The organism is Nostoc sp. NMS7, assembly GCF_017115085.1.
Classification (GTDB): Bacteria; Cyanobacteriota; Cyanobacteriia; order Cyanobacteriales; family Nostocaceae; genus Nostoc.
Map to the genome: position 1 here is coordinate 58,741 of NZ_JABXKJ010000227.1, position 25,770 is coordinate 84,510.

26 protein-coding genes and 1 CRISPR repeat array are annotated in these 25,770 nt (G+C 41.0%); of the genes, 13 read left to right on the top strand and 13 right to left on the bottom strand.

What is annotated here, in order from left to right:
* Nucleotides 1-25: 25 nt before the first annotated feature.
* The 5 genes from HWQ38_RS28100 to HWQ38_RS28120 all read right to left on the bottom strand — a co-directional run bounded on the left by HWQ38_RS28100 (nucleotide 26) and on the right by HWQ38_RS28120 (nucleotide 4,550).
* Nucleotides 26-799, bottom strand: coding sequence for a TIGR03943 family protein (locus tag HWQ38_RS28100; protein WP_292800478.1), 774 nt, complete (start codon nucleotides 797-799; stop codon nucleotides 26-28).
* A gap of 146 nt (nucleotides 800-945) precedes the next feature.
* Nucleotides 946-1,998, bottom strand: coding sequence for a permease (locus HWQ38_RS28105; RefSeq protein ID WP_292800480.1), 1,053 nt, complete (start codon nucleotides 1,996-1,998; stop codon nucleotides 946-948).
* 487 nt (nucleotides 1,999-2,485) lie between these two features.
* Nucleotides 2,486-3,544, bottom strand: a complete 1,059-nt coding sequence (locus tag HWQ38_RS28110; protein ID WP_292800482.1) for a WD40 repeat domain-containing protein — start codon at nucleotides 3,542-3,544, stop codon at nucleotides 2,486-2,488.
* Between the two features lie 215 nt (nucleotides 3,545-3,759).
* Nucleotides 3,760-4,053, bottom strand: a complete 294-nt coding sequence (locus tag HWQ38_RS28115; RefSeq protein WP_292800485.1) for a hypothetical protein — start codon at nucleotides 4,051-4,053, stop codon at nucleotides 3,760-3,762.
* Nucleotides 4,054-4,379: 326 nt separating this feature from the next.
* Complete coding sequence (locus HWQ38_RS28120) at nucleotides 4,380-4,550, bottom strand: hypothetical protein (protein WP_292800488.1); 171 nt, start codon at nucleotides 4,548-4,550, stop codon at nucleotides 4,380-4,382.
* 424 nt (nucleotides 4,551-4,974) lie between these two features.
* Between HWQ38_RS28120 and ald the strand changes: the two genes are divergently transcribed.
* From ald to HWQ38_RS28135, 3 genes are all read left to right on the top strand, one after another.
* Nucleotides 4,975-6,063, top strand: a complete 1,089-nt coding sequence (ald, locus tag HWQ38_RS28125) for an alanine dehydrogenase (RefSeq protein ID WP_292800491.1) — start codon at nucleotides 4,975-4,977, stop codon at nucleotides 6,061-6,063.
* Nucleotides 6,064-6,364: 301 nt separating this feature from the next.
* Nucleotides 6,365-6,764: a CRISPR direct-repeat array (repeat unit 37 nt; unit sequence ATTGCAATTTACCAAAATCCTTATTAGGGATTGAAAC).
* A 169-nt stretch (nucleotides 6,765-6,933) separates the two neighbouring features.
* Nucleotides 6,934-7,236 (top strand): BrnT family toxin, encoded by a 303-nt coding sequence (locus HWQ38_RS28130; RefSeq protein WP_292800494.1) that lies wholly within the window; start codon nucleotides 6,934-6,936, stop codon nucleotides 7,234-7,236.
* Nucleotides 7,217-7,465 carry a CopG family antitoxin gene (locus HWQ38_RS28135; RefSeq protein WP_292800498.1) on the top strand — a complete coding sequence of 83 codons (249 nt, stop codon included), beginning with the start codon at nucleotides 7,217-7,219 and terminating at the stop codon, nucleotides 7,463-7,465. The genes HWQ38_RS28130 and HWQ38_RS28135 overlap by 20 nt, the downstream gene beginning before the upstream one ends.
* 154 nt (nucleotides 7,466-7,619) lie before the next feature.
* On the opposite strand, the gene HWQ38_RS28140 is transcribed toward HWQ38_RS28135, so the two are convergent.
* Together HWQ38_RS28140 and menD are read right to left on the bottom strand one after the other, a co-directional pair.
* Entirely contained in the window at nucleotides 7,620-7,754 is a 135-nt protein-coding gene (locus HWQ38_RS28140) for a hypothetical protein (RefSeq protein ID WP_292800500.1), read from the bottom strand.
* Between the two features lie 306 nt (nucleotides 7,755-8,060).
* Nucleotides 8,061-9,884, bottom strand: coding sequence for a 2-succinyl-5-enolpyruvyl-6-hydroxy-3-cyclohexene-1-carboxylic-acid synthase (menD, locus tag HWQ38_RS28145; protein ID WP_292800502.1), 1,824 nt, complete (start codon nucleotides 9,882-9,884; stop codon nucleotides 8,061-8,063).
* Nucleotides 9,885-10,013: 129 nt separating this feature from the next.
* On the opposite strand from menD, the gene folB reads away from it, so the two are divergent.
* The 3 genes from folB (at nucleotide 10,014) to HWQ38_RS28160 (ending at nucleotide 12,921) form a co-directional block, all read left to right on the top strand.
* Entirely contained in the window at nucleotides 10,014-10,382 is a 369-nt protein-coding gene (gene folB / locus HWQ38_RS28150) for a dihydroneopterin aldolase (RefSeq protein WP_292800504.1), read from the top strand.
* A gap of 548 nt (nucleotides 10,383-10,930) precedes the next feature.
* Nucleotides 10,931-12,175 (top strand): diguanylate cyclase, encoded by a 1,245-nt coding sequence (locus tag HWQ38_RS28155; RefSeq protein ID WP_292800506.1) that lies wholly within the window; start codon nucleotides 10,931-10,933, stop codon nucleotides 12,173-12,175.
* A gap of 185 nt (nucleotides 12,176-12,360) precedes the next feature.
* Nucleotides 12,361-12,921 carry a sugar O-acetyltransferase gene (locus HWQ38_RS28160; protein ID WP_292800508.1) on the top strand — a complete coding sequence of 187 codons (561 nt, stop codon included), beginning with the start codon at nucleotides 12,361-12,363 and terminating at the stop codon, nucleotides 12,919-12,921.
* Nucleotides 12,922-13,056: 135 nt separating this feature from the next.
* Here HWQ38_RS28160 and HWQ38_RS28165 read toward each other — a convergent pair whose 3' ends face one another.
* Nucleotides 13,057-14,019: a DUF1517 domain-containing protein gene (locus HWQ38_RS28165; RefSeq protein ID WP_292800510.1), complete on the bottom strand. Its 963-nt coding sequence runs from the start codon at nucleotides 14,017-14,019 to the stop codon at nucleotides 13,057-13,059.
* 985 nt (nucleotides 14,020-15,004) lie between these two features.
* On the opposite strand from HWQ38_RS28165, the gene HWQ38_RS28170 reads away from it, so the two are divergent.
* Complete coding sequence (locus tag HWQ38_RS28170; protein WP_292800512.1) at nucleotides 15,005-16,237, top strand: glycosyltransferase family 4 protein; 1,233 nt, start codon at nucleotides 15,005-15,007, stop codon at nucleotides 16,235-16,237.
* A gap of 138 nt (nucleotides 16,238-16,375) precedes the next feature.
* Entirely contained in the window at nucleotides 16,376-17,236 is an 861-nt protein-coding gene (gene blaOXA, locus HWQ38_RS28175; RefSeq protein ID WP_292800514.1) for a class D beta-lactamase, read from the top strand.
* On the opposite strand, the gene thiS is transcribed toward blaOXA, so the two are convergent.
* The 3 genes from thiS to HWQ38_RS28190 form a co-directional block, all read right to left on the bottom strand.
* A complete protein-coding gene (thiS, locus tag HWQ38_RS28180) occupies nucleotides 17,233-17,445 on the bottom strand; it encodes a sulfur carrier protein ThiS (protein ID WP_292800516.1) in 213 nt (70 codons plus the stop codon). The genes blaOXA and thiS overlap by 4 nt on opposite strands.
* Nucleotides 17,446-17,532: 87 nt before the next feature.
* Nucleotides 17,533-18,648: a thiamine phosphate synthase gene (locus HWQ38_RS28185; RefSeq protein WP_292800518.1), complete on the bottom strand. Its 1,116-nt coding sequence runs from the start codon at nucleotides 18,646-18,648 to the stop codon at nucleotides 17,533-17,535.
* 369 nt (nucleotides 18,649-19,017) lie between these two features.
* Entirely contained in the window at nucleotides 19,018-19,233 is a 216-nt protein-coding gene (locus HWQ38_RS28190; protein ID WP_292800520.1) for a hypothetical protein, read from the bottom strand.
* Nucleotides 19,234-19,370: 137 nt separating this feature from the next.
* Here HWQ38_RS28190 and HWQ38_RS28195 point away from each other — a divergent pair, with 137 nt between their 5' ends.
* The 4 genes from HWQ38_RS28195 (at nucleotide 19,371) to HWQ38_RS28210 (ending at nucleotide 22,204) form a co-directional block, all read left to right on the top strand.
* On the top strand, nucleotides 19,371-21,287 hold the full coding sequence (locus HWQ38_RS28195) for a DUF1565 domain-containing protein (protein ID WP_292800522.1): 1,917 nt from the start codon (nucleotides 19,371-19,373) through the stop codon (nucleotides 21,285-21,287).
* A complete protein-coding gene (locus HWQ38_RS28200) occupies nucleotides 21,288-21,479 on the top strand; it encodes a hypothetical protein (protein ID WP_292800523.1) in 192 nt (63 codons plus the stop codon).
* Nucleotides 21,480-21,720: 241 nt separating this feature from the next.
* The gene (locus tag HWQ38_RS28205; protein WP_292800525.1) at nucleotides 21,721-21,900 is read left to right on the top strand and encodes a hypothetical protein; all 180 of its coding nucleotides are present in this window, start codon (nucleotides 21,721-21,723) and stop codon (nucleotides 21,898-21,900) included.
* 52 nt (nucleotides 21,901-21,952) lie between these two features.
* A complete protein-coding gene (locus HWQ38_RS28210) occupies nucleotides 21,953-22,204 on the top strand; it encodes a hypothetical protein (RefSeq protein ID WP_292800528.1) in 252 nt (83 codons plus the stop codon).
* A 67-nt stretch (nucleotides 22,205-22,271) separates the two neighbouring features.
* Here HWQ38_RS28210 and HWQ38_RS28215 read toward each other — a convergent pair whose 3' ends face one another.
* Both HWQ38_RS28215 and HWQ38_RS28220 read right to left on the bottom strand, forming a co-directional pair.
* Complete coding sequence (locus HWQ38_RS28215; RefSeq protein ID WP_292800530.1) at nucleotides 22,272-23,870, bottom strand: tetratricopeptide repeat protein; 1,599 nt, start codon at nucleotides 23,868-23,870, stop codon at nucleotides 22,272-22,274.
* 4 nt (nucleotides 23,871-23,874) lie between these two features.
* Nucleotides 23,875-24,366 carry a hypothetical protein gene (locus HWQ38_RS28220; RefSeq protein ID WP_292800532.1) on the bottom strand — a complete coding sequence of 164 codons (492 nt, stop codon included), beginning with the start codon at nucleotides 24,364-24,366 and terminating at the stop codon, nucleotides 23,875-23,877.
* A gap of 957 nt (nucleotides 24,367-25,323) precedes the next feature.
* Here HWQ38_RS28220 and HWQ38_RS28225 point away from each other — a divergent pair.
* Nucleotides 25,324-25,746 (top strand): hypothetical protein, encoded by a 423-nt coding sequence (locus HWQ38_RS28225; protein ID WP_292800534.1) that lies wholly within the window; start codon nucleotides 25,324-25,326, stop codon nucleotides 25,744-25,746.
* Nucleotides 25,747-25,770: the final 24 nt, after the last annotated feature.

The window sequence follows — 25,770 nt, forward strand, 5'->3', positions numbered from 1 at the left end:
ATGACCAATGACCAATGACTAATGACTAATAACTATAAGGATTCTCTGGTTGAGGAATCTTTTTGAAAGAGGTAGCGGCAATAGTAAGTTGGCGTTTACCTGCCAAATTTTCTGTTATCATTTGTCCTTCGACTTCCAGCCAACTATCAGCAGAGTAACGCTCTTGATTATCTTGTAGTTTGACGGGCAAGCCCACCGGGTAAGCATCTGCGGCACAGCAAGTTAAGACAAATCGTGCTAAAAACAAATATTCTTTTCCTAGATCCGCCGGGTGGATGACAAAGCCCTGCACCTTGACTTTTTGACCTGTATATGTATCTGGCTCAGGATAGACATTAACAGTGCGTACCCAGTCTACAAGCGATCGCTCTTCTGGACGAACACTAGCCCGAAAAGCTTGGGGTTTAACGCGTGTGCTTCCCAATAAATCAGCCGTCACACCCCTTTGGAGTGCTTTATCACTCGCAAAAACTTGCGGTGTAATGATAAAACCTAGAATCGCTGTCGTCAATAACAAAGCACTGCCCCAACCAGGGGGAAATAAACTAATATGCGGGGAGTTTGGCGTCACATCACGGGGACGCCGTTGCCAAAGTTCCTGCATCTTCAACAAACCAATAATGATCAAGCTGATACCAGTCAGGACTACGAACCAAATGTAATTTGGGTGAATCAACAGGTTGAGCTTGTTAGTTAGCCAATATCTCAACATCAAAACGCCCCAAGCTGTAATTGCTATAGCATCCAGCCAAGGGAGTAACAGATTTCGGATTTTAGATTTGGGATTTTTGTTATTCATTGGTCATTAATCACTTGTACTGAGCCTTGTCGTTGGCGCAGCCTCTCGTAGAGAAGTATTGGTCACTTGTACTGAGCTTTGTCGTTGGCGCAGCCTCTCGTAGAGAAGTATTAGTCGTTAACAAAGGACAAATGACAAATAATTTTTTAAAGGACGTGCAAGTTCAGGAAAAGGGTGAACACAAATGTTAATTGTGCTGCTAAAGCAAATAAGTAAAAAACAGTTTTGGGTTTAAAAATGGATAACATCAAACCAATGCCTTTGATGTCAATCATTGGCCCAAAGACTAGAAATGCTAACAATGAACCACTGCTAAAGGTTGAGGCAAAAGATAGGGCAAAGAAAGAATCAACTGTAGAACAAATTGACACCACTACTGCTAATATCAACATGACCACAATTGAGGTAATTGGCCCAGCACCCAAACTGAGAATTAATTCACGAGGAGCGAGGATTTGAATAGCAGCAGCGATCGCACTTCCTAAAACCATGATTCCGCCCAGTTCTCGGAATTCTTGGATGCTATTATCCACAACTAGGCGCAGTTTATCTGCAAGCGGTTTATTGGAAGTAGAGTTTGAGGTAGGCGGTATCAAATTAGCATCTATCCGCAGAGGTATACCTGCTTTTCCTCCTAAGATATAAGTCCCAGATTGCAAGATATTCGGTACCATTGCTTCCTGTTCTACTTGGTAAGGTTTACCACGGCGTTTGGTTTCAGGCTGCGCGGGTGGATTAAACTTCATATAACGAGCGATCGCAGGTTGAACTATAGGATTTAAGTCCTTTTGAAAACTGAAAACATATCCGATAATTGTGGCAATTGCTAGGGAAAATACGACTCGCAAGACCACTATTTCTGGCTGATCTCGAAATGCTGTCCAAGTTGACCAAATTACAACTGGGTTAATTGTTGGCGCTCCTAGCAAAAAACCAATTGCGACTGGTGTGGGTACTCCCTGAATCAGGAATCGCCGCGCTACCGGTACATTCCCGCACTCACACACCGGAAATAAAAAGCCGATCATGCTGCCAACTAAAGCACCCAGGAGCGGATTTTTGGGCATTTTTTCTACTAATTTGCGCTCATTAACAAAAAACAGCAGCAAACTGGAGAGTAAAACCCCAAGAAGCAAAAAAGGCATCGCCTCGACTAGCAGACTTAGAAATAGCGTAAAACCATTGTTCAATTGATTCATGGGCGTCGCAGTCAAAAGCGGTTTTGAGTTTTAGGGTTCTGCCTAGTCATTCATTCTATCTAAATGGGGATCAAAAGCAGTTCGGGAAAATTAAACATCATTTAAGTAGCAAGTTATCATACCTTGCAAATAACACTCAAGCGCTGTAAACCTTTGCTTCAGCCGAGATAGTGATTTTTACCTGAGTGCATTTACTGACGATGACCATTTCTAAGATTGTCCAAGTTCAGAAATTGTTCCGGTTCTAGAGGGCAAATAGCTGCATAGATGATTTTAAATTAGCTATGTTTAGTGGTTAAATATAATTAGAGCCGAAAAGTGTGTAGCAGCTTCAGTCAATATAACAACTTTGAAAAGGCAAGACCAAATTTTAGCAAATATGGTAAATACTGAAGTCCCCTTTTCCGTTAAAATCTAAGACAATTTAGAACCCCGACTTCTTTAAGAAGTCGGGGTTCTAGTTCAGGCTTATTTTGTGCGATCGCTATTACTTACGTTTTAGTGGAATCCCCCAAATCTTGATTTGTCGATCAAATCCACCACTGGCAAGAATTTTACCATTTGGACTAAAAGCGATCGCACTTACCCAGTCTGTATGTCCAGTCAGTGTATTTATTAACTCACCTGTAGTTAAATTCCACAACTTAATTCCATCTCTACCGGCACTAGCAAGGGTTTCTCCATCGGGATTAATGGCGATCGCATTCACCCAGTTATTATGTCCTATAAGCGTGCGGACTAATTCTCCAGTATTAATATTCCACAGTTTTATGGTGCGATCGCGGCTAGCAGTAACTAATGTTTGTCCATCGGGTGTAAAGATGACAGCGCTAACAGCATTAGAATGAGCTACAAATTCACTGATTAATTTACCAGTACTCAAATTCCACAGCTTGATTACACCCTTATTATCACCACTAGCCAAGGTCTGTCCATCAGGACTAATCGCTAGGGTATAAATCAAATTATCAAAACTTACGAGAGTACCAAGTGGGCGTTGCTGTAGCAAATCCCACAGACGAATCCCATCCAAACCTCCACTGATGAGAACTTTACTATCAGGAGATACCGCTAAAGATAATACATTACTGGTATGTCCGACAAAAGAGCGGCTAAATTTTAAATTTTTCAGGCTCCAGAGGTTAATCGTATTATCATCACTACAGCTAGCGAGGGTTTGCCCATCTGGGGAAATTAATAAAGATTCTACGGCTGCATTGTGTGCTTTGGTAATATTCCCCAAATTTTTGCCGTTTACTGGATTCCACAGGCGAATTACACCCTCGTTTTCTGCACCTCCACTCACAAGAATTTTGCTATCTGGACTGAAAGCAAGGGATTTAACAGTTCCATTATGTCCTTTGAGTGTGTAAAGTAGTTGGGCATTATTAGCAAAGCTGTTGCTAGTTTGGGAGTTTGGCGTTATTTCAATGGCAGCATCAGCCTGATGAATGTAAAACCCTTCCCAGGTAGTCACTGGAAGGGCAACAGCTGCGATAAATCCCAGGATAATATACCGCCGCAGAAAATTACCCTCACTACTCACTCTTTTTCCTCACTTTTATATATCCGGTTATCACAATCCATTTTGCAGAGTTATTTAAGTAAGTAGGCGAGAATAAATAAAACTATGTTAAGTAATGTTAAAAAAAAGAATTTGGCTCTTAGAGAGGGCTTTAGCTCTCAAAGTGGGGCTACAGCCGCTTACTACAAACCTTTAATTATTAACGCCCTTCTACTTAAGTAATAACTCTGTACTTTTTAAAGACGTGGTTTTTTCTTAGAAACACTTAACATTGGTAAAGGCGGACTAGAAGAACGAGAGGGCAAATAATGTTGTACTACAGGCTCCTCCGGTAGAGGACGACGCTGTTGCAAACGCCACAACTTAAAGGCTAGCGCTATCCCTGTCGTTCCCAAACCAAAAGCGAACAACGACCACTTATCATTGAATCCGCCAATCAGAGCATCCATAACGCCCATCGTGATCAATACACTGATTAGTGGCTCTTTTCGGTAGGTTGACTTCAAAAAACGAGGTAATAGAGCATTCATCACAGCTTGGTTGGTTCCAGTTCACCTTTCGTGTATATTTATCAAGAATAGCTCACCCATAATTTGCCTTTCTTATCGAAGGCAGACACTAATTATGATTTTCTTTAGTAGGGGAGGAAGTGTAGTCATTAATCGCCTTGCATATAGTAGTTGCAAGTCTATAATATTTCGATCACTAATAGCTATTTCGATTCCTCTCTTACTTACATTCTAGGGCAAAGTACTTCGCTATCAATTGTTAAAGTCAAAACCAACTGGTTGTTCCAGCTGGTTAAAACTCTTTTAACTACTAGCTTACAGCTTCTACCTTGTGCTTATTGGTGGCACTACTTCAGACCCAGCCATGATAGCACCCCTTGATTGCTGACATATTCAATCACCACCGTCAAAGCGAACCCAATCATTGCGGCTCGACCATTCAAGCGTTCAGCATATTCATTAAAGCCAAACTTAGGCTCCTCTAGTTTAGGTGTAATCGTTGGTTGTGGTTGTGTCATTTTTAAGAAACCTTTTTTCGGCAAACGGGAATTGATATCAGACTTCTGGCAGAAGCCTGGGAAAATGGAGATAAGCGGTAAAGGTTAAAGGAATTGACTCGTTCTTTTCCTTTTAACCTTTACCCTACACTTGGTAGCTAATGAGCTGATTGCAGTACTTGAATACCAAGATGACTTGAGAAATTCAGCAAAAGCTTCTTAGTAGAGAGCTATACAATCACTCTTTTAATAAATTGTTACTATTCTTTATATATTGTATAAATACTGGGGCAATAGTCAAGGGTAAGAGTTTGGGGCTACTCAGATTAAATTAAGAAACTTAGAACAGAGATTAGCTATCTCTAATACGGAACTAGCAAGACGGAAGTAGCAAGCTTGAGCTTGGCAGGCTACAGTTAAACAAAAAAATTATCAGAGGCGGTATATGGAAATTGGCGTTCCCAAGGAAAATAAGGATCAAGAGTTTCGGGTAGGGTTAAGTCCTTCGAGTGTGCGGGTGTTGCGAGAAAATGGTCATAGCATCTTTGTCCAGACGCAAGCAGGTAATGGTGCTGGATTCTCAGATGACGACTACAGAAGTGCTGGAGGCGAAATTGTCCCCACATCAGAAACGGCTTGGAATCGAGAATTGGTTGTTAAAGTCAAAGAGCCTCTGACATCGGAGTATAAATTTTTGCAGAAAGGGCAGATATTATTTACTTATTTACATTTAGCAGCCGATCGCAAATTGACAGAGCATTTAATTGATTGTGGCACTTGTGCGATCGCTTACGAAACCGTAGAACAACTTGGTGCTAACAAATTACCCTTGCTCACCCCGATGAGTGTGATTGCTGGTCGGCTAGCAGTACAATTTGGGGCAAGATTCCTAGAACGTCAGCAAGGTGGTAGAGGTGTTCTTTTGGGTGGTGTACCTGGAGTCAAACCAGGAAAAGTAGTAATTTTAGGTGGTGGCGTTGTTGGCACAGAAGCAGCTAAAATTGCTGTGGGTCTGGGTGCGATCGTGCAAATTTTAGATGTAAGTGTCGAGCGCTTATCTTACTTAGAAACCCTCTTTGGCTCTAGAGTCGAATTGCTTTACAGCAACTCTGCCCATATTGAAGCCGCCGTCATTGAAGCCGATTTGCTCATTGGTGCAGTGTTAGTGTTAGGACGTAGGGCACCAATACTAGTATCGCGTCAATTGGTCAAACAAATGCGTCCTGGTTCTGTAATCGTTGATGTTGCTGTTGACCAAGGCGGTTGCATAGAAACCTTACATCCTACATCCCACACAAATCCGGTATATGTTGAAGAGGGTGTGGTGCATTATGGTGTTCCCAATATGCCAGGAGCAGTACCTTGGACAGCAACCCAGGCACTCAATAATAGTACATTACCTTATGTTGTCCAGTTGGCGAATTTGGGAATTTTGGCACTGGAAGTTAACCCAGCATTAGCTAGGGGTGTGAATGTGCAGAATCATCGCTTAGTGCATCCTGCTGTACAACTGGTATTCCCTGATTTGGTATAAGGTGTGCAAGTATTAGGCGATCGCTTATTTTAATAGAGGTAGTTCTCTACAATCAGACTAATTTTCTTGCCAAATGCGCGGATGGGTAGGTGTACAAAATGAGAAGGGGCAAAAAATGGCTGCATCTCCATCTATACAAGACTTTGAGGGCAATTTTACTTTAAAAACATCCGCGCACCTTATGGGAACTATGTTTCAGCGATTTGCATCTTGTGCTATGACTATTCTTTGTGTTATCATTTAGTCCTTAGCGCAACTGAACCTTGAAAACCAAATACAACAGGGCTTTCAGACACCAGCCATTGCAATTTACCAAAATCCTTATTAGGGATTGAAACCCTTTGGTGGAGGGGGTGGAGGGGGTGGAGGGGGTGATTGCAATTTACCAAAATCCTTATTAGGGATTGAAACTGATGCCCAACCAACTTGAACTTTCGGAAATAATATTGCAATTTACCAAAATCCTTATTAGGGATTGAAACCAATATTTACTGTTGGTGGAGCCGCACTCAAATTGCAATTTACCAAAATCCCTATTAGGGATTGAAACTCTACAGGTTGCGACTTAGTAAGACAGCAGTTAATCACGCCAAATTGCAATTTACCAAAATCCCTATTAGGGATTGAAACTTAGCCTTCTCTGCGCTAGCAAGTCCTAATTCAAATTGCAATTTACCAAAATCCCTATTAGGGATTCCCGAAGTAAAGAAGCATTTGCAACTTTGATGAATATGAGGCTGGAAGACACGCGGGTATATCAGGAAGCAGTGGAAGAAAAAGTGCGATCGCTCATTCTACTTCTATATCAGAAACTTGATCATCTAATTCTCCTAGTATTGACATTTGTATATACAAACGTTACTATAATATATGACAGAGGCTGTATCGGGCTTTGACTGGGATGATGGAAATATTGAAAAATGCCAAAAGCACGGAGTCTCATTAGAGGAAATTGAAGCTTTGTTTCTTGATAAAAGTCTTAGGATTTCACCTGATATAAAGCACTCTGAAAGTGAGGATAGATTTATTGCAACAGGTGTATCAATCAAAGGTAAATATATTTTCGTAGGATTTACATTTCGGGAAAAGCAAGGAAAAAGGTTAATTAGACCTATCAGCACTCGTTATATGAGAGAGAAAGAGGCAAAAAAATATGAAGAAAATATTTCCTAGAATCAAAACCGATGAAGAATTAGAAAGCCTACTAGATGAAGATTTATCAGATTATCTTCATGAAGACAACTTTAAGCCCGTTACTTTTGAATTTCAGCCTAAAGACAAAACTGTAAATCTAAGAGTGTCAGAGGAAATGCTAGAAACAGTTAAAACTGTATCTAAAAAAGAAGGTATTTCTTACCAAAAGTATATCCGAAGGGCAATAGAAAGGTCTTTGGGTGAATAAATAATTAAAAAATCGCACAATACTAGCAATCAAAATTAAATTTTGTAGAGTAGGCATAGCTTTGAACCTATTCTACATTTTTTTTGCAATGCCCCAGTCTGCTAGCTGCGATCGCTGATTTGTAAAGGCAGTTACAAGGTCAATCGGTAGATTCCTAAGTTAACTTTCTCGTTATTCTAATATCTTGAAGCTTAATATTTTCGGCAATCAGCTTTTGAGCGCGAACTTCAATTTTTGTTTGACGTGCTGGTGGGAGTTTTTCCATTACATCACTCAGTTTTATTGCCATAACTTCATTTTCCTTTAAGTAACTGGGCAAACTAAGAATAATCATTAAACAGTAGCTTGACAACAAATATGAATATTAACAATCAAGATATTCTCAGTGGCGAAATAATTCCTGTGTAGCAAAGCAGCTAATGCCATCATTAAAATTAGTGATTATGATCTGAAATCCGTGCCTTATAATCAATTAATATCAATTATTGGCTTCAAAGATAAAGAAGCAATTGGAGGAATGTTACATTGAACAAATTATCGATTGATTTTTAAGTCTCTATTCCATCCAGCTATTAAATAACACCTAACGGAATAGTTAAATTGCAATATCTGCGGCAAATTTCCTTAAATTCTCCTGTCGCCACTTAGCATCAGCTTTGCGATTTGTCCGCACCTCCAAAACCCGAATTCCCGTAGTTGCAAGCGGGTTTAATCTTTCCTGCAACTGCTGCCAAGAAGTAATCAATTCATGCTGCACATTATAAGTAGCACATAACTCAGCAAAATCAATATCCTGGGGAGTGCCAAAAAACTCTTCAAATGGTGGTTCAAACTTGGCAATGGGTAACATTTCAAAAATACCACCACCATTGTTATTGATTAACACAATCGTCAGATGTCCGACAAACTTTTTGCGGATTAAAAAACCATTGGTGTCATGCAACAGCGCTAAATCTCCTGTTAACATCACACTACTTTGCTGGCGATGTGCCATTCCTAAAGCTGTGGATAATGTGCCATCAATGCCATTTGCACCCCGGTTAAAGTGCGATCGCACTCCTAAATTATTTGGTTTCCAGAAATATTCCACATCCCGTACAGGCATACTATTGGAAATAAACAGAGGTGTTCCTGGCGGTAAAATCTCAGAAATTAACCAAGCTGCTTTACTCTCAATGATTTCATCTATTTTCTCCATCGTCTGGTCAACAACTAACCTAACCTGAGTTTCCGCATCACACCATTTCTTTCCATAGTCTGAGGAGAAAGATGAATTTCTCTCTTCTACTTTAATATCTTCTACAGATATCCGTAAATGCGTCGTTCTCCCATGCAAAGGGTCGAGGTTTTGATCACTATTATCAATTACCCAACGTCGGGGTTGGGTTGCATCTATCCAGTTACGCAGTTCTTTACTTATAGGCATTTCACCCACCTGAATCACCATTTCGGGCGCTAACTGCTTTGCTAGTTGCTGATTTCGCAAAATCAGGTCATAAGTGGAAATCAAATAAGGGTTGAGTTCGGCATAATTTCTGACTGGGGAGAGTCCCTCAGCTAGCACAGGCCATTGGAGAGTTTGGGAAAGGTGCGCGATCGCTCTACAATACTCCTGTGGTTGCTGTGGTTGGGCAACACCTGCGATAATAATGCCGCGATCGCATTTCTTCCATTCTTGGGGTATGGGGCATGGGGCACTTGTACTGACTTGTACTGAGCGATGTCGAAGTAGCGTTGTCGTTGGCGCAGCCTCTCGTAGAGAAGTATAGGGCATGGGGCATGGGTTTGCTATACCTGCGAAGAAGTCTTCAGGTTGAAACTGGGACTGTAAATAACTCAAGTCAGTTCCATCAGGAAGAGGCGCTAAGGGATCGCGAAAGGGAATATTCAAATGTACTGGCCCCTTTGTCGGAGTTTGCGCTCTTTCCCAGCTATGAATAACAATTTGTCGCAGATAAGCTAGCATTCCCATGTCGGCGGAGGGTAAAGCTAATTCTGTTTGCCAATTTGGGTAGTTTCCATATAATCTCAATTGATCTACAGTTTGCCCAGAGTGACAATCTCGCAATTCTGGCGGTCTATCAGTGGTTAATATCAACAGTGGTACGCGACTATATGAGGCTTCAATGACTGCTGAATAAAAATTTGCTCCTGCTGTACCAGAGGTGCAAACAAGTACCACAGGGCGTCCCGTTGCTTGAGCTTGTCCCAAAGCAAAAAAGGCGGCGGAACGTTCATCAAGAATGGAAATCGCTTCAATTTCAGGTACTTGTTCAGCAAAAGCGATCGCTAGGGGTGTAGAGCGTGATCCAGGACAAATGATCGCACAAGTCAATCCCAACCGCTTTAGTGTCTCTGTTAAAATATAAGCCCAAACTTGATTAACATTTTTAAAGGCGATCGGTATCAAATCAGACATAGCTATCAAACAATCTGAAATTTTAGATTTTGTCTAGGGAAATTCAATTTAAAATCCATCTGGGAAATAAAATCTCCAAACAAGCTTGTTCCACTTTCTACAAAATTCACAATTTCCTCTCAAACTCTTATGGACTGCATTCATTTAACGGGAATTCGCGGCTATGGCTACACTGGATATCTACGAGAAGAACAGGTGCTAGGGCAATGGTTTGAGGTGGATGTCAAGTTATGGTTGGATATCTCCAGAGCGGCCAAGACTGACGCGATCGAAGACACTTTAGATTATCGCAGCGTCATTAACTTGATACAACATCTGGTCAAAACATCTAAATTTGCTTTGGTGGAGAAATTGGTAGCAACGATCGCAGATTCTATTCTCCAAGAATGCGATCGTGTAACCCAAGTTCAAGTCACTCTCAGCAAACCTGCCGCACCTATTCCAGACTTTAGTGGCAAAATTAGTATTGAACTAACTAAAAGTAAGTCCAACCTCTAAATCACAAAACGCGTTTTTTGTCAATATCTATAAACCAGCGAAAAGAGGGGGTTTATGTGGTGCGAGGAAGGATGTTACAAAGAGTATCTTTCCTGCCATTGCCCTCATCACCTACTCTTTCTCAAAAAGCGAAAAAATCACCTGAGCTGCTGATGAACATTTAAAAGGATGTTTGTAAAATCTCAAGTTGTATAAAGATCCCCCCAAACCCACGTCACATACTTTATACTTTTCTTCAGAAAAATTCTTGTATATTTATATATTTATATTTGTGAAAATCAGTTTTTAATTTTTGGTAATTTCGTGGGAATTTATATGCAATGTTGATGACATGATATTAACTACCTGGACTAATCATAATTAGCTTTGCCAAGCTAAAAATTATCGGTGCTTAATAACACCTTATTTGATCATTAGTTAATACTTGTATTAAACAAGAACACAAGGGAGTTTGAGATTGTTTATGATTGAGATATTAATCACTTTGAGATTGAGTTGACACTGACAACAAAAATCTGAACCTTAGCAAACAAACACTTTATTATAACATGTTCGTCCGCAAAATCCTACTGGTTCAAGATGAAAAAATCCCAGCCTCAAATATTAGAAAAAGTTTACAAAAGCTAGGTTATTCTGTTTCAGAAATAACTAAGTGTAGTAATGAGACAATAAAAAAAGTAGCAGAAACTCATCCACATGTAGTATTAATTGATATCTGCCTAGCTGAGGAAATTGACTGTATGGAGGTAGCAGAGATTATCGAGAATGAGTTACATGTGCCTGTAGTATATGTAACAGAGGGTTCGGAATATAAAACATTGGATAAAAATCATCTAAGTAGTGATTTACATTTTGCGATTCAAATGGCTCTGTACAACCATCAGAGCAAAAAGATATTAGAGGAAGAAAAACACAGGCTGGGGGCAATTATTAACAGTATGGGCTGTGCAGTGATTGTCACATATACAAATGGTTGTATTCAAATGATGAATCCCAGAGCAGAATTAATCACTGGTTGGAAGCAAAGTGAAGCGTCTGGTAAAGATTTAGTAGAAGTCATTAACTTAGTTGACAAAGATGGAGGAGAAACAATTGAAAATTTAGCCATACATGTCATCGAAGCAGGTGAAGTTTTAAATTTACCAGAAAACTCTACACTGATTACCAAAGATGGCAAAGAAATCACGATTGGGGATAATGTTGCACCCATCCGTGATCAAAATGGCAATATTACTGGCGCGGTTTTAGTTTTTCAAGACATCACCAAACGCAAGCAGACAGAAGCGGAACTAATCCGCAATGCGTTTTATGATGGGCTGACAGCATTACCAAATCGTGTTTTATTTTTAGATCGGCTTACACAAGCAATTGAACGTAGCAGACGCAGAAGCGATTATTATTTTGCAGTTTTATTTTTGGATTTAGATGGCTTTAAAGAGATTAACGATCGCTATGGGCATGAAACAGGGGATGATTTTTTAGTTGCGATCGCTAGACGTTTAGAGTCGTGTTTACGCAGTGCCGATACTCTAGCACGATTTGGTGGTGATGAGTTTACTGTTCTTTTGGAGGATATTAAAGACATTACCGATGCCACCAATGCTGCAAAACGTATTCAAGACTCCTTACGATTGCCACTTAACCTGAATGGACATGAATTATCTACTACAGCCAGCATTGGTATTACTTGGAATTTTAGAAATTATGAAGAGCCTGCAAGTTTGCTACGGGATGCTGATATTGCTATGTACCGAGCTAAACGGCAGGGAAAAGCTACTTATGCCATATTTTAGTTAATCATCTACAAAAATTCCTGTAAGTAAGTCAGCAAGAATAAATCAAACTATGTGTTTTGCAATGTAAAAATTATTGTTTGCGTAAGTCCTGGTTGATTTATAACGGTTCTGAACTGGATAGAATATGCTATAGCCACTACTAATGTGTATCCTACACAACTGAGAAGCCCGATAAGTCTGTCATGGAAAAAACCGAAAAACAGAAAATGCTTGCAGGCGAATTATATCTGGCGGAAGATCCAGAATTGACTGCCGAAAATAAGCGAGCTAGTCGTCTGTTGCGAAGCTACAATTTGACAACAGAAGAACAACAAGAGCAACGGCAGCAAATTTTACAAGAATTATTTGGAAACATAGGTAACAAAGCATTAATTGTGCCACCCTTTCACTGTGACTATGGCAGTAATATTTTCGCTGGCGACAGATTGTATATGAACTATGGTTGTGTAATTTTAGACTGTAATACAGTTAATATTGGTGAAAATGTCTTGTGCGCTCCTTATGTACAAATTTATACTGCTTATCACCCGATAGAGCCGGAAATTCGTCTTTCTGGTAGAGAATTAGCTGCCCCAATTAACATTGGTAATAATGTCTGGATTGGTGGGGGCGCAATTATTTGTCCAGGTGTAACTATTGGTGATCACACAACCATTGGTGCTGGTAGTGTAGTTGTTAAAGATATACCTGAGAATGTTGTCGCTGCTGGCAATCCCTGCCGCGTTATTCGGTATTTGTCCTAGAATTAAAACTTATATCTACAAAAAACCGCTTGCCAATGACAAGCGGTTTTCTAGTAATTGCCCTCAAAGGGGAACTTATTGTTGCCCCAAGATGCCAAGTTTTTCTTAGCGCTAAAGCGCGAAATTTTCTAGAGATTAAACAAGTCTCAAATCAGGATAATTTGCCAACACATCATCAGATGTTAGGGTATCATTTTCAGCTTGCGGAGTCCAAAGAACTTCAATTGCCAAAAGGTTGTCGCTAGGGATACTACCAATTTGCCGTAAAGCTTGACGCAAATCATCAGCACTGTTAATTGCTGTAGGGATTTTAAACTTACCTAGTGTCGCCGCCAATAAGGTGACAATAATGTATTCACCAGCTCCTTCGGTAAATAGGCGGGTGGGATTGTCGAGTTCACCGGCCGGGGGTAAAGCATCTTTGGCAAGGGCTGCTTTTAGCTGGTTGTTGACATTAGAAAGAGTTTCTTCGCTAAACTTGCTGCGTTCTGCCAGTGACAACCGATTAAACTGACCTTCAGCTGAGTTTAAACTGGCTTGTTGAGTGCCACCACCTGCATATACAAAGTATTCAGGATGGCGCAGTAAAGCTAGGCTAGCTTCTTGTAAAACTTCTGCTCTCCCCTCTGGGGTGTTAGTATCAGCAGTTTCAGCAATCTGGTTGAGTTCATTTTGCAATTCACGGGCTTGAGCTAACAAACCTACTTGCAAACGAGTTACAGAAACAGCATTACTGCTGTAATCTGCTTCTCCAGTTTCACCGCCAGAGACGCGGCGGAAAGTTTGCAATAAGAAATTAGCGATCGCCAAGAAAATTAAGATGGTAAATATACCACCAAATCCTCCCCCAATACCCCAGAAGGGAATTAGGAAGGGAAAGCCAAAACCACCACCATAACCACCAGGATAGTATCCGCCCCCGCTAGGAGGTGCATAGGTGCGGCTGGAAGGTACTCTAAAGGAGCCACCACCGATGCGACCGCCACTCCGGGCTGCTAATGCTCCATCAGCGTGACTAAGAGCCAAAGCTAACACCAAGCTTAGGGCTAAGAAGGTTTTTAACAGAGGTTTGATGGTTTGTTGTAGTTTTTTACGCATAATACAATCGCTTGAAAAACGGAATTATTTATGATTTATCTCCATGCTTTTAAGAGTGTTGCGGTATGTCGCTAACGCCAGCCCGTAACAAGCAAGCAAGTTTGTAGCATTCACGTAGCATTCACTTTTAGAGGCTACATATTCAATTTACCGCGTCTTATGTTGCGTAGGGTGCGATCGCAGGGGGGATTTCTCCACTGGGGAACCGTACCTGAAGATATGTTGATCATCACACAAATTAGCGATGTCTACGATGGTCACTGAGCTTGCCGTACCACTTCGTGGAAGCAAGCTACGCGCAGCGCGATGCCCTGAGCTTGCCGTTCGCGCAGCGTCTCGTAGAAAAGTGCGGGCTACGCCTACGAGGAATTGTTGCTATGTCTTGGACTAGCACTTTCAGAGTACAGTTTTGAATTATACAGATTATTTTAATTTTTAGTAATTTTTTTAACTAATTTTTATAATCCTTATCCTACTTATTTTGTGCAAACCTGGGAGACAGAAGCAAGGATATTTTTAAATTCTGAACAACATTTGCTACAACTGGCGGCTTGGGGTTTGCCACGCAGACACATTGTAGCATATATGCGTCTTATTTACAAGTAAGTCAAGCCAGACACAGGATATATTACCCAATACTTACCAAAATTTTGGGAATTTTGACGTAACATTCCATACTATTTAGGATATTCTATTAAGCGTAGCTAAATTTTGTAATTTCCACAAAGGTAGGTTGCTTATCAAGCAATTTGGCTATCAGGGCTAGCTTTAATTTATTGTCCATCATGCACATAAATTCTTAAATAGTGAGAAATCTGTCGCAAAAATCAAATCAATACAATAAAAAAACAATCTTCCTGGCTAATCTTCTAAAATAGCCTTCAAATTTCTCTCCCAGATTCGTTTTAAAAGAAATAAAATAATAATTATGGCTTTGAAAGTAAATAAATTAAGAATTATTTGAAATGTAGTCCTCAAGTTGATTATGGAACATATTTCTCAACTAACAGCCGAAATCAGAGACAAAGCAGCATACCCAGATATCCTAGTCATCTCCCGAACTTTCCTGCCAAAAGAAGCTGTAATTGGGGAATATATCTACGATCGCTGTCTCCAAGATCCAGAAAGAGTTATTGTCCTAGCGGCTAGTTGCTTAGGAGATAAAGTATTTGATCAAGGTCAACAGTTTCCGGTGTATCGCTGGTCTTATCCTAAATACTGGCGTAGTGGCTGTGTGGGAAGTATTCTGAAGCCTTTGGTCAATATCGTCTGCTCATTTGTATTAGCAATCAAACTTTATTTTCGCTATCACTACCGTTATATAGAGTGGGGTCACGGATATGACTTTCCTTCGCTGTTGCTATTGAGCTATTTCCTACCTATTCGCTTTTTTATCTATCTGCACGGCAATGATCTTCTTTGTATTTTACAGAATCCCGTGCTGCGATCGCTATTTAAATTAACACTTCATAGAGCCGAGGGTATTGTTTGTAACAGTTCTTATACACAAGACTATCTCAGAACTGCTTTCCGATTAGATACTCCTACCCACGTCATTAACCCAGTAATTAGACCCGAAAAATTTGGTAATAATGTAGCGAGTTCTAGTAGCCTTGATGATTTACGTGTTCGCGTGGGTCAGACATACAACATTCCCGAAACAGCAATAGTTATTCTCTCGGTAGGAAGGCTAGTAAAACATAAAGGTTTCGACCGAGTGATTGATAACATCCCACTATTGCTAACTTTTGGGGTCGATGTCCACTATATAATCTGCGGTCAAGGATCTTGTGAGTCGGAACTGAAATCTCTGGCGCATCGTTTGCGGGTAAATAAGCGCGTACACTTTGCCGGATATGTCCCAGAGCGGGAACTAGCAGGTTATTATGCAGCTTGCGACATATTTGCCATGCTGACTTTATTGGATAGTAAACCTAATAGTATAGAAGGTTTTGGTATGGTTTATTTAGAAGCAAGTTACTTCGGTAAGCCTGTAATTGCCTCTCGCTTAGGCAGTGTTCTAGACATAGTTCAGCATGAGGAAAATGGCATCCTAGTTAATCCTAATTCTGGTTATGAAGTTTTTCAAGCTTTCAATCGCTTGTGCAAAGACCAGCAATTACGTGAGCAACTTGGCCGCAAAGGTAAAGAATTAGCCAAGCGTAGAACTCTTCACCGATCGCTTTACAAATCAGAGGGGAGAAACCCGATTTTGTGAAATGAAGCCATCTCAGAAATAGCTCTGCAAATCAGCAAGATTGCGGTGTAGGATCTGGTTTGTGATTCTATTAAATATGCAATGAAAAATATCTTGTTTCGTATATGGCAATCCCTTCGGCGTTACGCGGAGCGCCGAATGCGATCTCTTGTGTTTATAGTGATTGGATGTCTGGCTATATTGAGTGTGATTACCTTTGAGGCAATGTATGTTCTGGCTCAACCTGCTTCCACCTCATCTGAACATCCAGCAATGCTTGCTGTTAAAGCGCCAAATTTGGGGCGACACTTTCAAGAATTTGGGCGTGAAGGCTCTATCTTGATTTACGACTCAAAAAACAACCGCATCTATGAACACAATCCTCAACGTAATGCAACTGCCATCGCTCCAGCTTCGACATTCAAAATTTTTAACGCGTTGGTGGCGCTAGAAACAGGTGTAGTTCCTAATGATGTGGTGGTTCTGACTTGGGATGGAATTCACCGAGAGATTGATGCCTGGAATCATGATACGAATTTGCGTCAAGCTTTTAAGGATTCAACTGTTTGGTTCTATCAAGTATTGGCACGTAGAATTGGATATGAACGGATGCAGCAATTTATTAATAAAGTAGGTTACGGAAACCGTCAGATTGGCACCGCCGCAGATATTGATCATTTTTGGCTACAGCAGCCATTGCAAATTACACCCAAAGAGCAAATTAAGTTTTTGCAGCGATTGTATCAAGGCGATTTGCCTTTCTCCCAACGGACAATAAATCTTGTCAAAGACATTATGGTACGTGAACAAACTCCAGACTACACATTGCGCGGAAAGACAGGATGGTTAACGAGTACCAAACCCCAAGTTGGTTGGTTCGTGGGTTATTTAGAGCAAAATAAAAACGTCTACTTTTTCGCAACAACCCTTAATATGTATAAACCAGAAGATGCACCCGCCCGCATTGAGATTACACGACGTAGCCTCAAGGATTTGGGCTTGCTGGCTCAAATCAACTAACCACCACCAACGATAGTTACTACTTCTAAGCGATCGCCTAGCTGCACTTTTGTTTGTGTCCAAAACTGGCGGTGTAAAATTTCGCCATTATACTCTACAACCACCAAGCGGGGATTAAAACCCAATTGTTGGAGCAAATCGGGTAAATAAGTTGGAAACGAACAGCTATGGGTTTCCCCATTTACCTGAATCGTAATCTCATTAGACATAAACTATGTGGGAAATTGGGCATTGGGCATTGGGCATTGGGCATTGGTTATTTACTTTGGACAAATGACTAATGACTAATGACTCTTTTAAAGTTCTGGTTTAATGCGATTGAGTTGAGAGAGCAAATATTGTGTCACCAGAGTAGGCTGTTCAGCTTGGATGAGCGATCGCACCACCGCTACACGTTCGGCTCCCGCATCAATCACATCATTGATATTATTGGCATCTATTCCCCCAATGGCAAACCAGGGAATTGAGCAATTTTTGGCAGCATAGCTGACATATTCTAAACCTGTGGCTGCCTTACCTACTTTTGTAGGAGTTTCATAAACTGGCCCCACGCCAATATAATCTACACCTTCAGCAATTGCTGCTTGCATTTCTTCTTTATTTGTGGTAGAAAGACCGATCAAACGCTGGGAACCGAGTAATTGTCGAGCAACGACAATGGGCATATCTTGTTGTCCCAGATGCACCCCATCTGCATTGACTGCTAAAGCCAGATCCACGCGATCGTTAACAATGAACAAAGCACCGTAGATATGGCATAACTGGCGTAATTTTCTCGCTTGTTCCAAACGCAAAGAATCATCGGCGGTTTTGTCGCGGTATTGTAAAAGCGTTAATCCACCTTTGAGAGCAGCTTCGACGGTGTTCAATAAAGTTTCACTAGGGGAAGTCACAAGATACAAACGCGATCGCCACAACAATTGATGACGCTGATGACCCATTAAACTACTTTCTAGAGTATAAACCTGATAGCGCATCTGCTTACAAGCTTTAGCCATAGTTGGCAGGGTTAGTTTGCTGTATTCTTCCAACACCCGCAATGCTTCTTCTATACGGCAAAAGTTAGCTTGCAACACCGATTTTATACTAGCTCGTTCTTCTTCCTGAGGATGGGTTAACTCAGTTCCCGGATCGCCCGGTGTATCTCGCGCCGCCCGCAATTCCCAAGTATGCCACTTGGCTAACTCTTGTCGCAAGCGCTTGCATTCCAGAGCTAACTGAGGATTATTCAATCCAAACCGACACCATTCCTCAATAATTCGCAAGCCCTCACGAGCACGGTCTAAATTGGCATCTAAAATCCGGTAGACAACCTGCTGTATTTGCTCTTTTTGGCTGTATGGCTCGACCATTACAACAACCCCGTTAATGCTTTCATCGAAATGTGAATTATCATAAGTCTTAGTAACCATAAGTTAATTAATTTGCTTTTTTTTACTTAATTTTTGTTGAATCTACGCAAAACAACGTAGTGGTGAGGGTTACAGTCAATTATCCCATGTTCCTATAGGTAGCGATCGGGGTAGTTTGAGGCTACAGTTTCGTACTAAGATTAGTCAAGTATTTTACGGTAAACGACAAGCTTACAAAAGACTGAGAAGAGGGGATACACTAGAAAGTTGGGTTTCCCTTAAATCTTGCACCAGTTACAACAACCGCTTAGTAATGAATTACTAGGCTAATAACGAAAGTCATCCAAAGATGACTGAGAAAAGATTTCAGTCCATTTCAATAGGATTCGCCATATAGCCCCACTCTAAAAGAGTGAGGCTATTTTAGCGTTAGCGTAGCGTGTCCTTTAGGACAAGGTATTGTTGAACAGATACAAAATCATTGAAAGCGACGGGAAACTCTATTCCCGGACTTCGTCCCACTTCTCTACGAGAGGCTCCGCCAACGCTAACGTGGGTAGAGAGGGATAGTCGCCCCGTCGCTTGGCGCATAGGGCATAGGGCATTGGTAACTTCTTCCCCATTCCCCATGCCCAAAAACTCCATCCCCTTGTGGGTGGAGTTTTTTATTTATTACTCTCAATTAAATATCGCCAATCGGTCAATATGTGAGTAATATTATCGACATAATACTTTCTAAGAGTATAAGAATTTATTGTTACTTTTAAGGAGTTGTGTTAAATATGATTCCCGATTGTGTGTTTCCTAAGTATCGTAGAGTAGATATTCTGCTTGCAAGGCTGAAGTTTCTGAAATCAGCAAGGCTTTTATGTTTTCGTTTTTCAGTATTATCACTTACCGTAGGCATGGGAGCGGCAAGTATGGCGTTCCTGGGTACAAGCTTTGGCAGCGCGTTAGCGAAGCTCGCCGGAGGCATCGCTCAGATTCCATTGACACCAGATTCAGCACCTCTGGGTGAGAAAACAATTTCTCAGGTTAAGCCCCTGTTTGTCAACCCAAATGTCGGAGATGACAGCACAGGCAATGGCAGCGAATCTGCTCCGGTGAAAACGATTACCCAAGCGTTGCGATTAGCTAAGGCTAATACTGTAATTATCCTCTCCACGGGCACTTATAGCGCCGAGACAGGAGAGATATTCCCTTTAATGCTGAAACCGGGTATTTCAATTCAAGGCAACCCTAGCACTCAAGGTAAGGATATTATCCTTCAGGGAGGTGGTGATTACCTGAGCCGGAGCTTTGCCGGTCAAAACGTCACAATTGTTGGAGCAAACCAAGCCCTGCTCACTGGGGTTACAGTGACGAACTCGAACCCCCGTGGTTACGGTTTATGGATTGAATCTTGCAATCCGGTAGTCGCGGGAAATACATTCACTGGTAGTACCCAAGATGGGATTTCCGTCAGTGGTAATGCTGCACCCACCATTAGCAAGAATTACTTCGATCGCAATGGAGCCAATGGCATTACAATCGCCGGTAATTCCACTCCCCAAGTGAAGGAAAATGTCTTTCATCAAACGGGTTTTGGGATCAATATTGCCGAAAATGCCGCTCCTGTAATCATCGGCAATCAAATTCAGAACAATAGAACCGGAATTGTGGTGCAAGCAAATGCTCGCCCGATTTTGCGGAATAATTCTATTCAAGATAATAAAGAAGATGGTTTAGTTGCGATCGCTCAAGCAATGCCAGATTTAGGTAGTGCATCCGAATCTGGGGGTAATGCATTTCAAAATAATGCTCGCTACGACATTAACGCCAGCGCTGCTAAACAGGTAATTTCTGCTGCTGGTAACAATCTTGTAAGTAGTCGGATCAGCGGCAAGGTAGATATCAACGGTACAACATCATTAGTAGCCCAAACTTCTCAACCCGCCCCTATCCCCAACAATGTTTTACGAGAAATACCACCAACTGGGGAAATCACCTTCTCGGCTCCCGAAATCTCTAAAACTACCAACGGGCAAACCAGCAACACCATTTCACCAAATAATCGTGTGACTGGACAATTAAACAGTCAACTGTTGCCATTGTTGCCTGCTAGTATACCACTTTCCCTGCCTATATCCAATCAACAGCAAGCTACCTCTAAAGTTGCCGGTTTTCCTACTCCTAGCAGCTTGTCAGGTAGACAAATATCAACTGACACTTCAAGAGTTGCAACTTCCAGTCCAGCAGAGCCACCTAATACGCCACAGTTGAATTATGTACGGATCAATCCCAATCCGATTCAGGTTACTCCGCCTGAATATCCATCCAATTCAGTAGCACAGCCACAAGTCCCAAATATCAGGGATCAAACACAGCAGTCATTACCAATATTAGAAGCTGCTGAAGCACTTTTGCCAATTCCTAATGCCAATATCCCAAAAGTACCAGTACCTGCAAGTTCTACAGCTATGCTTGATAACGGGAACTCGGCGACACAGCTCGGTATACGTTATCGCGTGGTAGTTCCACTTGCAAGTGATAAAGATAAAGATTTAGTACGAATCCTTGCTCCTGGTGCGTTTCCCACAGTTTGGCAAGGTGAAAGAGTTATGCAAGCAGGAGTATTTAGCAATGAATATAACGCTAAAGAAATGCTAAAAAGACTCTCTAGCAATGGTTTAAGAGCGATTATGGAGCCGTTGAATTAATTGGACATTGGACATAAGATATACGCAGCGATCGCATATTATCTCACCCATCGCCAAGAAATTGACAATTACCTAGAGCAGCGTCGCAAAAAAGCTCAACAACAGCGAAATCAATTTGTCCAGCAGTATAATTTAGCTAATCTTAGGCAGCACTTGCGCGATCGCTATCAGTCTTTTCAGCGGAATTTATAATTGACAAAAGCAATGTTATCCTAACTTGTCACGAATGAACCGATTTAATTTTATTCAATGGTAAAAGGTATGGAACCGACCATCGAACAACTTAAAGCATTCTTTGACTTTTGTGTTCGGGCTAGTAATTTGCTTAGAGATATAGCATTGCTTAGATTTGATGAGAGGACAAGCCGAATCGTGATTTTATAGGCGAAACCATCCAAGTAGAAATTCTTAGTAATGGGGAGAACATTATCCGATGACAGACTATTTAACTCTTAATGAGCAAGAATTAAGACAATATGTGATATCAAACCCCCAGGATGAGGAGGCATTTCAACATTACCTCACCATCATGAGAGCGAAACCGGGGGTAGTGGTCAGCACTCCAGAACAATTAGAGGCTGAGTTAAAACGGCGTATTAATCAAGCTAGTTAACATAGAACCCGTTACTGACATTCCAGTAACGGGGTTTTTTCAATTTAGCAGCTTGACTCAATGTGAATTTTGGGACTTGCCTTTATTCAGCAACGCCGATATTACCGCGATCGCACACCCATCTGCGCTGATTTGGCGACTTGCGTGTTGCAGTCAGCCTAGCAAATATGAAGGTCAGATCCTTTTCATTCCTTTTTTTGATTGTCATTGGCGATCGCAGGTCAAAATAAAATCAATCGACTTGAGAGAGCGATCGCAGGTCAAAATAAAATCAATCGACTTGAGAGAGCGATCGCTTTTCTAATGTGGAGGAGGCGATCGCGGTTTCATCAAAGGAACAGATAATTTATAATTTTTTTACTACACTAGCATTAAGTATAATTATCGCCCAACAATTTCAGATTTTTACGGATAGTGGCTGTACTGGGATGATCTACTCCTAAACTAAGTTCAGCAATTGATAATGCTTTTTTATACAGTGGTTCCGCTTCGCTGTACCGTCCTTGGGAATCGTAGAGTGCTGCCAGGTTGTTGTAACTGGTGGCGACTGAGGGATGCTCTTCTCCCAAGCGGGTTTGTACTACTGATACACATTGCTTACACCAGGGTTCTGCGATCGCATATAATCCCTGTCCAGAATAAAATCTATCTAATCCCCCAAAAACCCAAATTAAATTTTCATCACTGACTGCATCAGTCAGATTTTGTGCTATCTCTGCTAAATGTGCGATCGCATCTTTGACACTTGTAATTAACTGTAGAGTTGGTGAAGAGGGAATACTCTGTGCCACTTCTACCAAAACTTTGCAAAAGTTATTTTTTTGTTTGTCCGCATTAACTAAATTATTTTGCTTATTTCTCAGAAATTCTTGAATTAGTTGATGTAATTGATAAGTATCTCCACCCTGTAAAAGGTGCAAATTTTCTAATTCAACTCTGGCATCTTCTAATTCTTCAGAATCTTGCTCTGTTGCAGCACCTTCCAGCAACGACCAAGGAATTGGAGCCAAAGCAAATAAACTGAGTAAACATCCTAATTGTTGGGCATCATCACTTAATTCTGACCAACTCAACTCAAAAGCCGCCGCTACTCCACGTTTTACGTTTAAAGTCCAAGTGGGGTCATTTTCCTTCACGACTAACGAAGGATGTCCTAACCCTTTTTCCTCCAACCGTTTTAGCATATCAGCTAAAGTTATGTTGCGTTTCTTTACATACCTGCCAACTAATTGCAAAGCTAGGGGCAAATAGCCCAAACGCTGACAAAGTTCTTTAGCAAGTGCTAATTCTTGGTTTTGCTTTTCTTCTCCAATCAATTGAGCTAGTAATAAGAGTGCGTCTGTCTCTGATAAAACTGACAAAAACAAAGAACCAGCTAAATCTAATTTGAGGCGTGTAGTAATTAGTACTTTGAACTGGGATGGTTGGGGTGGTAGATACGGTTTAACGTGACTGTAATTTTTAACATCATCGAAAACTATTAGCGTCTCCCCCTGTCGCCAATGTTGCCAACACCAACGTACTTGTTCTGGTAACTCCAAATCCTCTGGTGGGTACAAGCTTAAGTCTGTTGTAGCAAATTGTAATATTTGTAGCCCGATATCTGACTCTCTGGCTCTTAACCAGCAGATACCGCCAGGGTAATTGTCCAACTGTAAATGTAGCAATGAATACTGGATTGCTAATTCGGTTTTACCAACTCCCCCCATACCTTCAACAGCAGCAATTACCACCGAATGATTGCTTTGTAGCTGTTGGTAGAGGCGTTCTAATTCTCTTTCTCGTCCGACAAATTTATCTGTGTTGCTAGCAGGAATATTTTGGGGGAAACCTGTTGGTTTAGGAAGCTCACCCAAATTGTTTACGGTTTTGTAAATCTGGGTAATATCTCCGACTGTAATATTGCCATTAGCCTGGACATTCTTAAAAATTTCTTGTCTGGGAACTTCAGAGTCTGAATGATTAGTCATGATTTCAGGCTTCTTGATTTAAGTTGCCTACATCAATGTTTGTAGCTTTCACCTCTTTGAGCATTTCCTGCTCAACCGAACCATCCCGCGCGGCTTTCTGGCTGATGTCTTTGGTTTTCAAATCACCAGTTAATTCAATTTCACTCAGAACTACCTGACGTATACTTTCATCTTGTGCTTGTAGCTGCTCGACTAATTCCTTAAGTTTCTGAGCAAACGCTTCATCAGCATCAATTTGGGTTTGCAGTTCATCTTGTAGCTTTGTCTTATTCACTTCCGTAGGTTGATTTTGTGCGCGAGTCAACAACCCTTCTGTTCCCTCTGCTTTAAACTTTTCACGGATGGTATTTATTAGAAGCGTAAATGTATCAGCCGCACCTTTACCTAAAGCTTTTCCACCTTCTTTAATTGCCTCTGAGAAAAATAAAGAGACAATTACTGCTGCCGTTAGAGGTTCTACCATCAGCTTGCACTTAGATTTAGTATTAATAGTCATATACACAAACTTACTGTACAACTTTTCGGATTTTTAGGTGTATTTATAAAATTACGAGTCTTAAAGGGATAAACACGGTAGTGCCGCATTACACCTTCGGTTACGGTGTACACACAAGTAATGTCCACATAGGTTTCAACTCTTTTACCCACATTTTTATCAGAGTTAAACTGTCATACTTACCGACATCCCGCCCAGAACTAAAGTTCAGGGCTAATAGCTGAAGTCCACTTAAGTGGACTAAATTGATTATTCAGTCCACTTAAGTGGACTTGGGCTATCAGACTCGGAATTCATTCCGAGGCGGGATAGAAACGTAGTGCAAGATTTATTAATGATATGGGTGCGACAAGACTTGTGTGTACACCGTAGCCTTTATAAGGGGAGGGTTAGGGTGGGGTAATTCGAGGACTGGTAGTGATTGGATAACTTATGTGTACACCGTAGCCTTTCTAAGGCGAGTCCTATAGTTGAATTATATTTATGATACTTTACAGCGCGATCGCCTTCACCATAACTTAGGTTAAGCTAAGAAAACCCATCATCTAATACTCCGACACGATTTCAAAGCACCTCAACATGAATTGGAAGTACTTCAACACGATTTCAAAGTACTTCAACATGACTTGGAAGTACTCCAACACGATTTTAAAGTACCTTAACACGATTTCAAAGTACCTCACCACGATTTCAAAGTACTTCAACACGATTTCAAAGTACCTCAACATGAATTGGAAGTACTTCAACACGATTTCAAAGTACCTCAACATGACTTTAAGGTATCTGCTACTGATCAAGTGTAACTTTTTTAATAAATCTTTCAGTACAATCTACTAAAAATAATTAAGTCGATCTTAATTTGCTTTAATTTTTCCGAGTTATTTCTCAGAGAAGTTTAGGGTTGCATTGGCTAGAGTATATGCAGTAATCCTATAACCTCCTTCAGGAGCGCATTTCATGGCACGACTAAAACGCAGTTCAACCACTCTCGAAAAGGCTATCCGTCGAATTGCAGGAATGCGATCCATTAGCTCTACGCTAGAATTTGGCAACGGATTAAGTTTGACAGACTACGACAACCGCATTCAAACCTTGCAAACCGAGCTATCTACCTACAACACTTCACTCTCTAGCATAGATGAAATGGCAGGTCGCATCTCTCTAATTGAAGAAGAATTGCGCGGCTACTCTGAAAAGATGTTAATGAGTGTAGTAACCCATTATGGCAAAAACAGTTTGCAATATATCCAGGCGGGAGGCAAGCCACGCCAGAAATTATCACGCCGTTCGAGCAACACCCAATCCCCATCTGAGAGTACAACTACAATCTTGAATGGTGCAAACAACAATGGTAAAGAAACCTCTGTTGTTTTACCCTAATGTTTAATGTTTACTAAAAAGTAA

Bases quoted from the DNA above. Each gene is read 5' to 3' on its own strand.
- HWQ38_RS28170 (WP_292800512.1), top strand. From the start codon at position 15,005: ATGGAACATATTTCTCAACTAACAGCCGAAATCAGAGACAAAGCAGCA.
- HWQ38_RS28190 (WP_292800520.1), bottom strand. From the start codon at position 19,233: ATGGAGTTTTTGGGCATGGGGAATGGGGAAGAAGTTACCAATGCCCTA.
- HWQ38_RS28120 (WP_292800488.1), bottom strand. From the start codon at position 4,550: ATGACACAACCACAACCAACGATTACACCTAAACTAGAGGAGCCTAAG.
- HWQ38_RS28105 (WP_292800480.1), bottom strand. From the start codon at position 1,998: ATGAATCAATTGAACAATGGTTTTACGCTATTTCTAAGTCTGCTAGTC.
- HWQ38_RS28205 (WP_292800525.1), top strand. From the start codon at position 21,721: ATGACAGACTATTTAACTCTTAATGAGCAAGAATTAAGACAATATGTG.
- HWQ38_RS28140 (WP_292800500.1), bottom strand. From the start codon at position 7,754: ATGGCAATAAAACTGAGTGATGTAATGGAAAAACTCCCACCAGCACGT.
- HWQ38_RS28220 (WP_292800532.1), bottom strand. From the start codon at position 24,366: ATGACTATTAATACTAAATCTAAGTGCAAGCTGATGGTAGAACCTCTA.
- thiS (WP_292800516.1), bottom strand. From the start codon at position 17,445: ATGTCTAATGAGATTACGATTCAGGTAAATGGGGAAACCCATAGCTGT.
- HWQ38_RS28135 (WP_292800498.1), top strand. From the start codon at position 7,217: ATGAAGAAAATATTTCCTAGAATCAAAACCGATGAAGAATTAGAAAGC.
- HWQ38_RS28165 (WP_292800510.1), bottom strand. From the start codon at position 14,019: ATGCGTAAAAAACTACAACAAACCATCAAACCTCTGTTAAAAACCTTC.
- HWQ38_RS28195 (WP_292800522.1), top strand. From the start codon at position 19,371: ATGATTCCCGATTGTGTGTTTCCTAAGTATCGTAGAGTAGATATTCTG.
- HWQ38_RS28155 (WP_292800506.1), top strand. From the start codon at position 10,931: ATGTTCGTCCGCAAAATCCTACTGGTTCAAGATGAAAAAATCCCAGCC.
- HWQ38_RS28115 (WP_292800485.1), bottom strand. From the start codon at position 4,053: ATGAATGCTCTATTACCTCGTTTTTTGAAGTCAACCTACCGAAAAGAG.
- blaOXA (WP_292800514.1), top strand. From the start codon at position 16,376: ATGCGATCTCTTGTGTTTATAGTGATTGGATGTCTGGCTATATTGAGT.
- folB (WP_292800504.1), top strand. From the start codon at position 10,014: ATGGACTGCATTCATTTAACGGGAATTCGCGGCTATGGCTACACTGGA.
- HWQ38_RS28185 (WP_292800518.1), bottom strand. From the start codon at position 18,648: ATGGTTACTAAGACTTATGATAATTCACATTTCGATGAAAGCATTAAC.
- HWQ38_RS28215 (WP_292800530.1), bottom strand. From the start codon at position 23,870: ATGACTAATCATTCAGACTCTGAAGTTCCCAGACAAGAAATTTTTAAG.
- HWQ38_RS28160 (WP_292800508.1), top strand. From the start codon at position 12,361: ATGGAAAAAACCGAAAAACAGAAAATGCTTGCAGGCGAATTATATCTG.
- ald (WP_292800491.1), top strand. From the start codon at position 4,975: ATGGAAATTGGCGTTCCCAAGGAAAATAAGGATCAAGAGTTTCGGGTA.
- HWQ38_RS28100 (WP_292800478.1), bottom strand. From the start codon at position 799: ATGAATAACAAAAATCCCAAATCTAAAATCCGAAATCTGTTACTCCCT.
- HWQ38_RS28130 (WP_292800494.1), top strand. From the start codon at position 6,934: ATGACAGAGGCTGTATCGGGCTTTGACTGGGATGATGGAAATATTGAA.
- HWQ38_RS28225 (WP_292800534.1), top strand. From the start codon at position 25,324: ATGGCACGACTAAAACGCAGTTCAACCACTCTCGAAAAGGCTATCCGT.
- menD (WP_292800502.1), bottom strand. From the start codon at position 9,884: ATGTCTGATTTGATACCGATCGCCTTTAAAAATGTTAATCAAGTTTGG.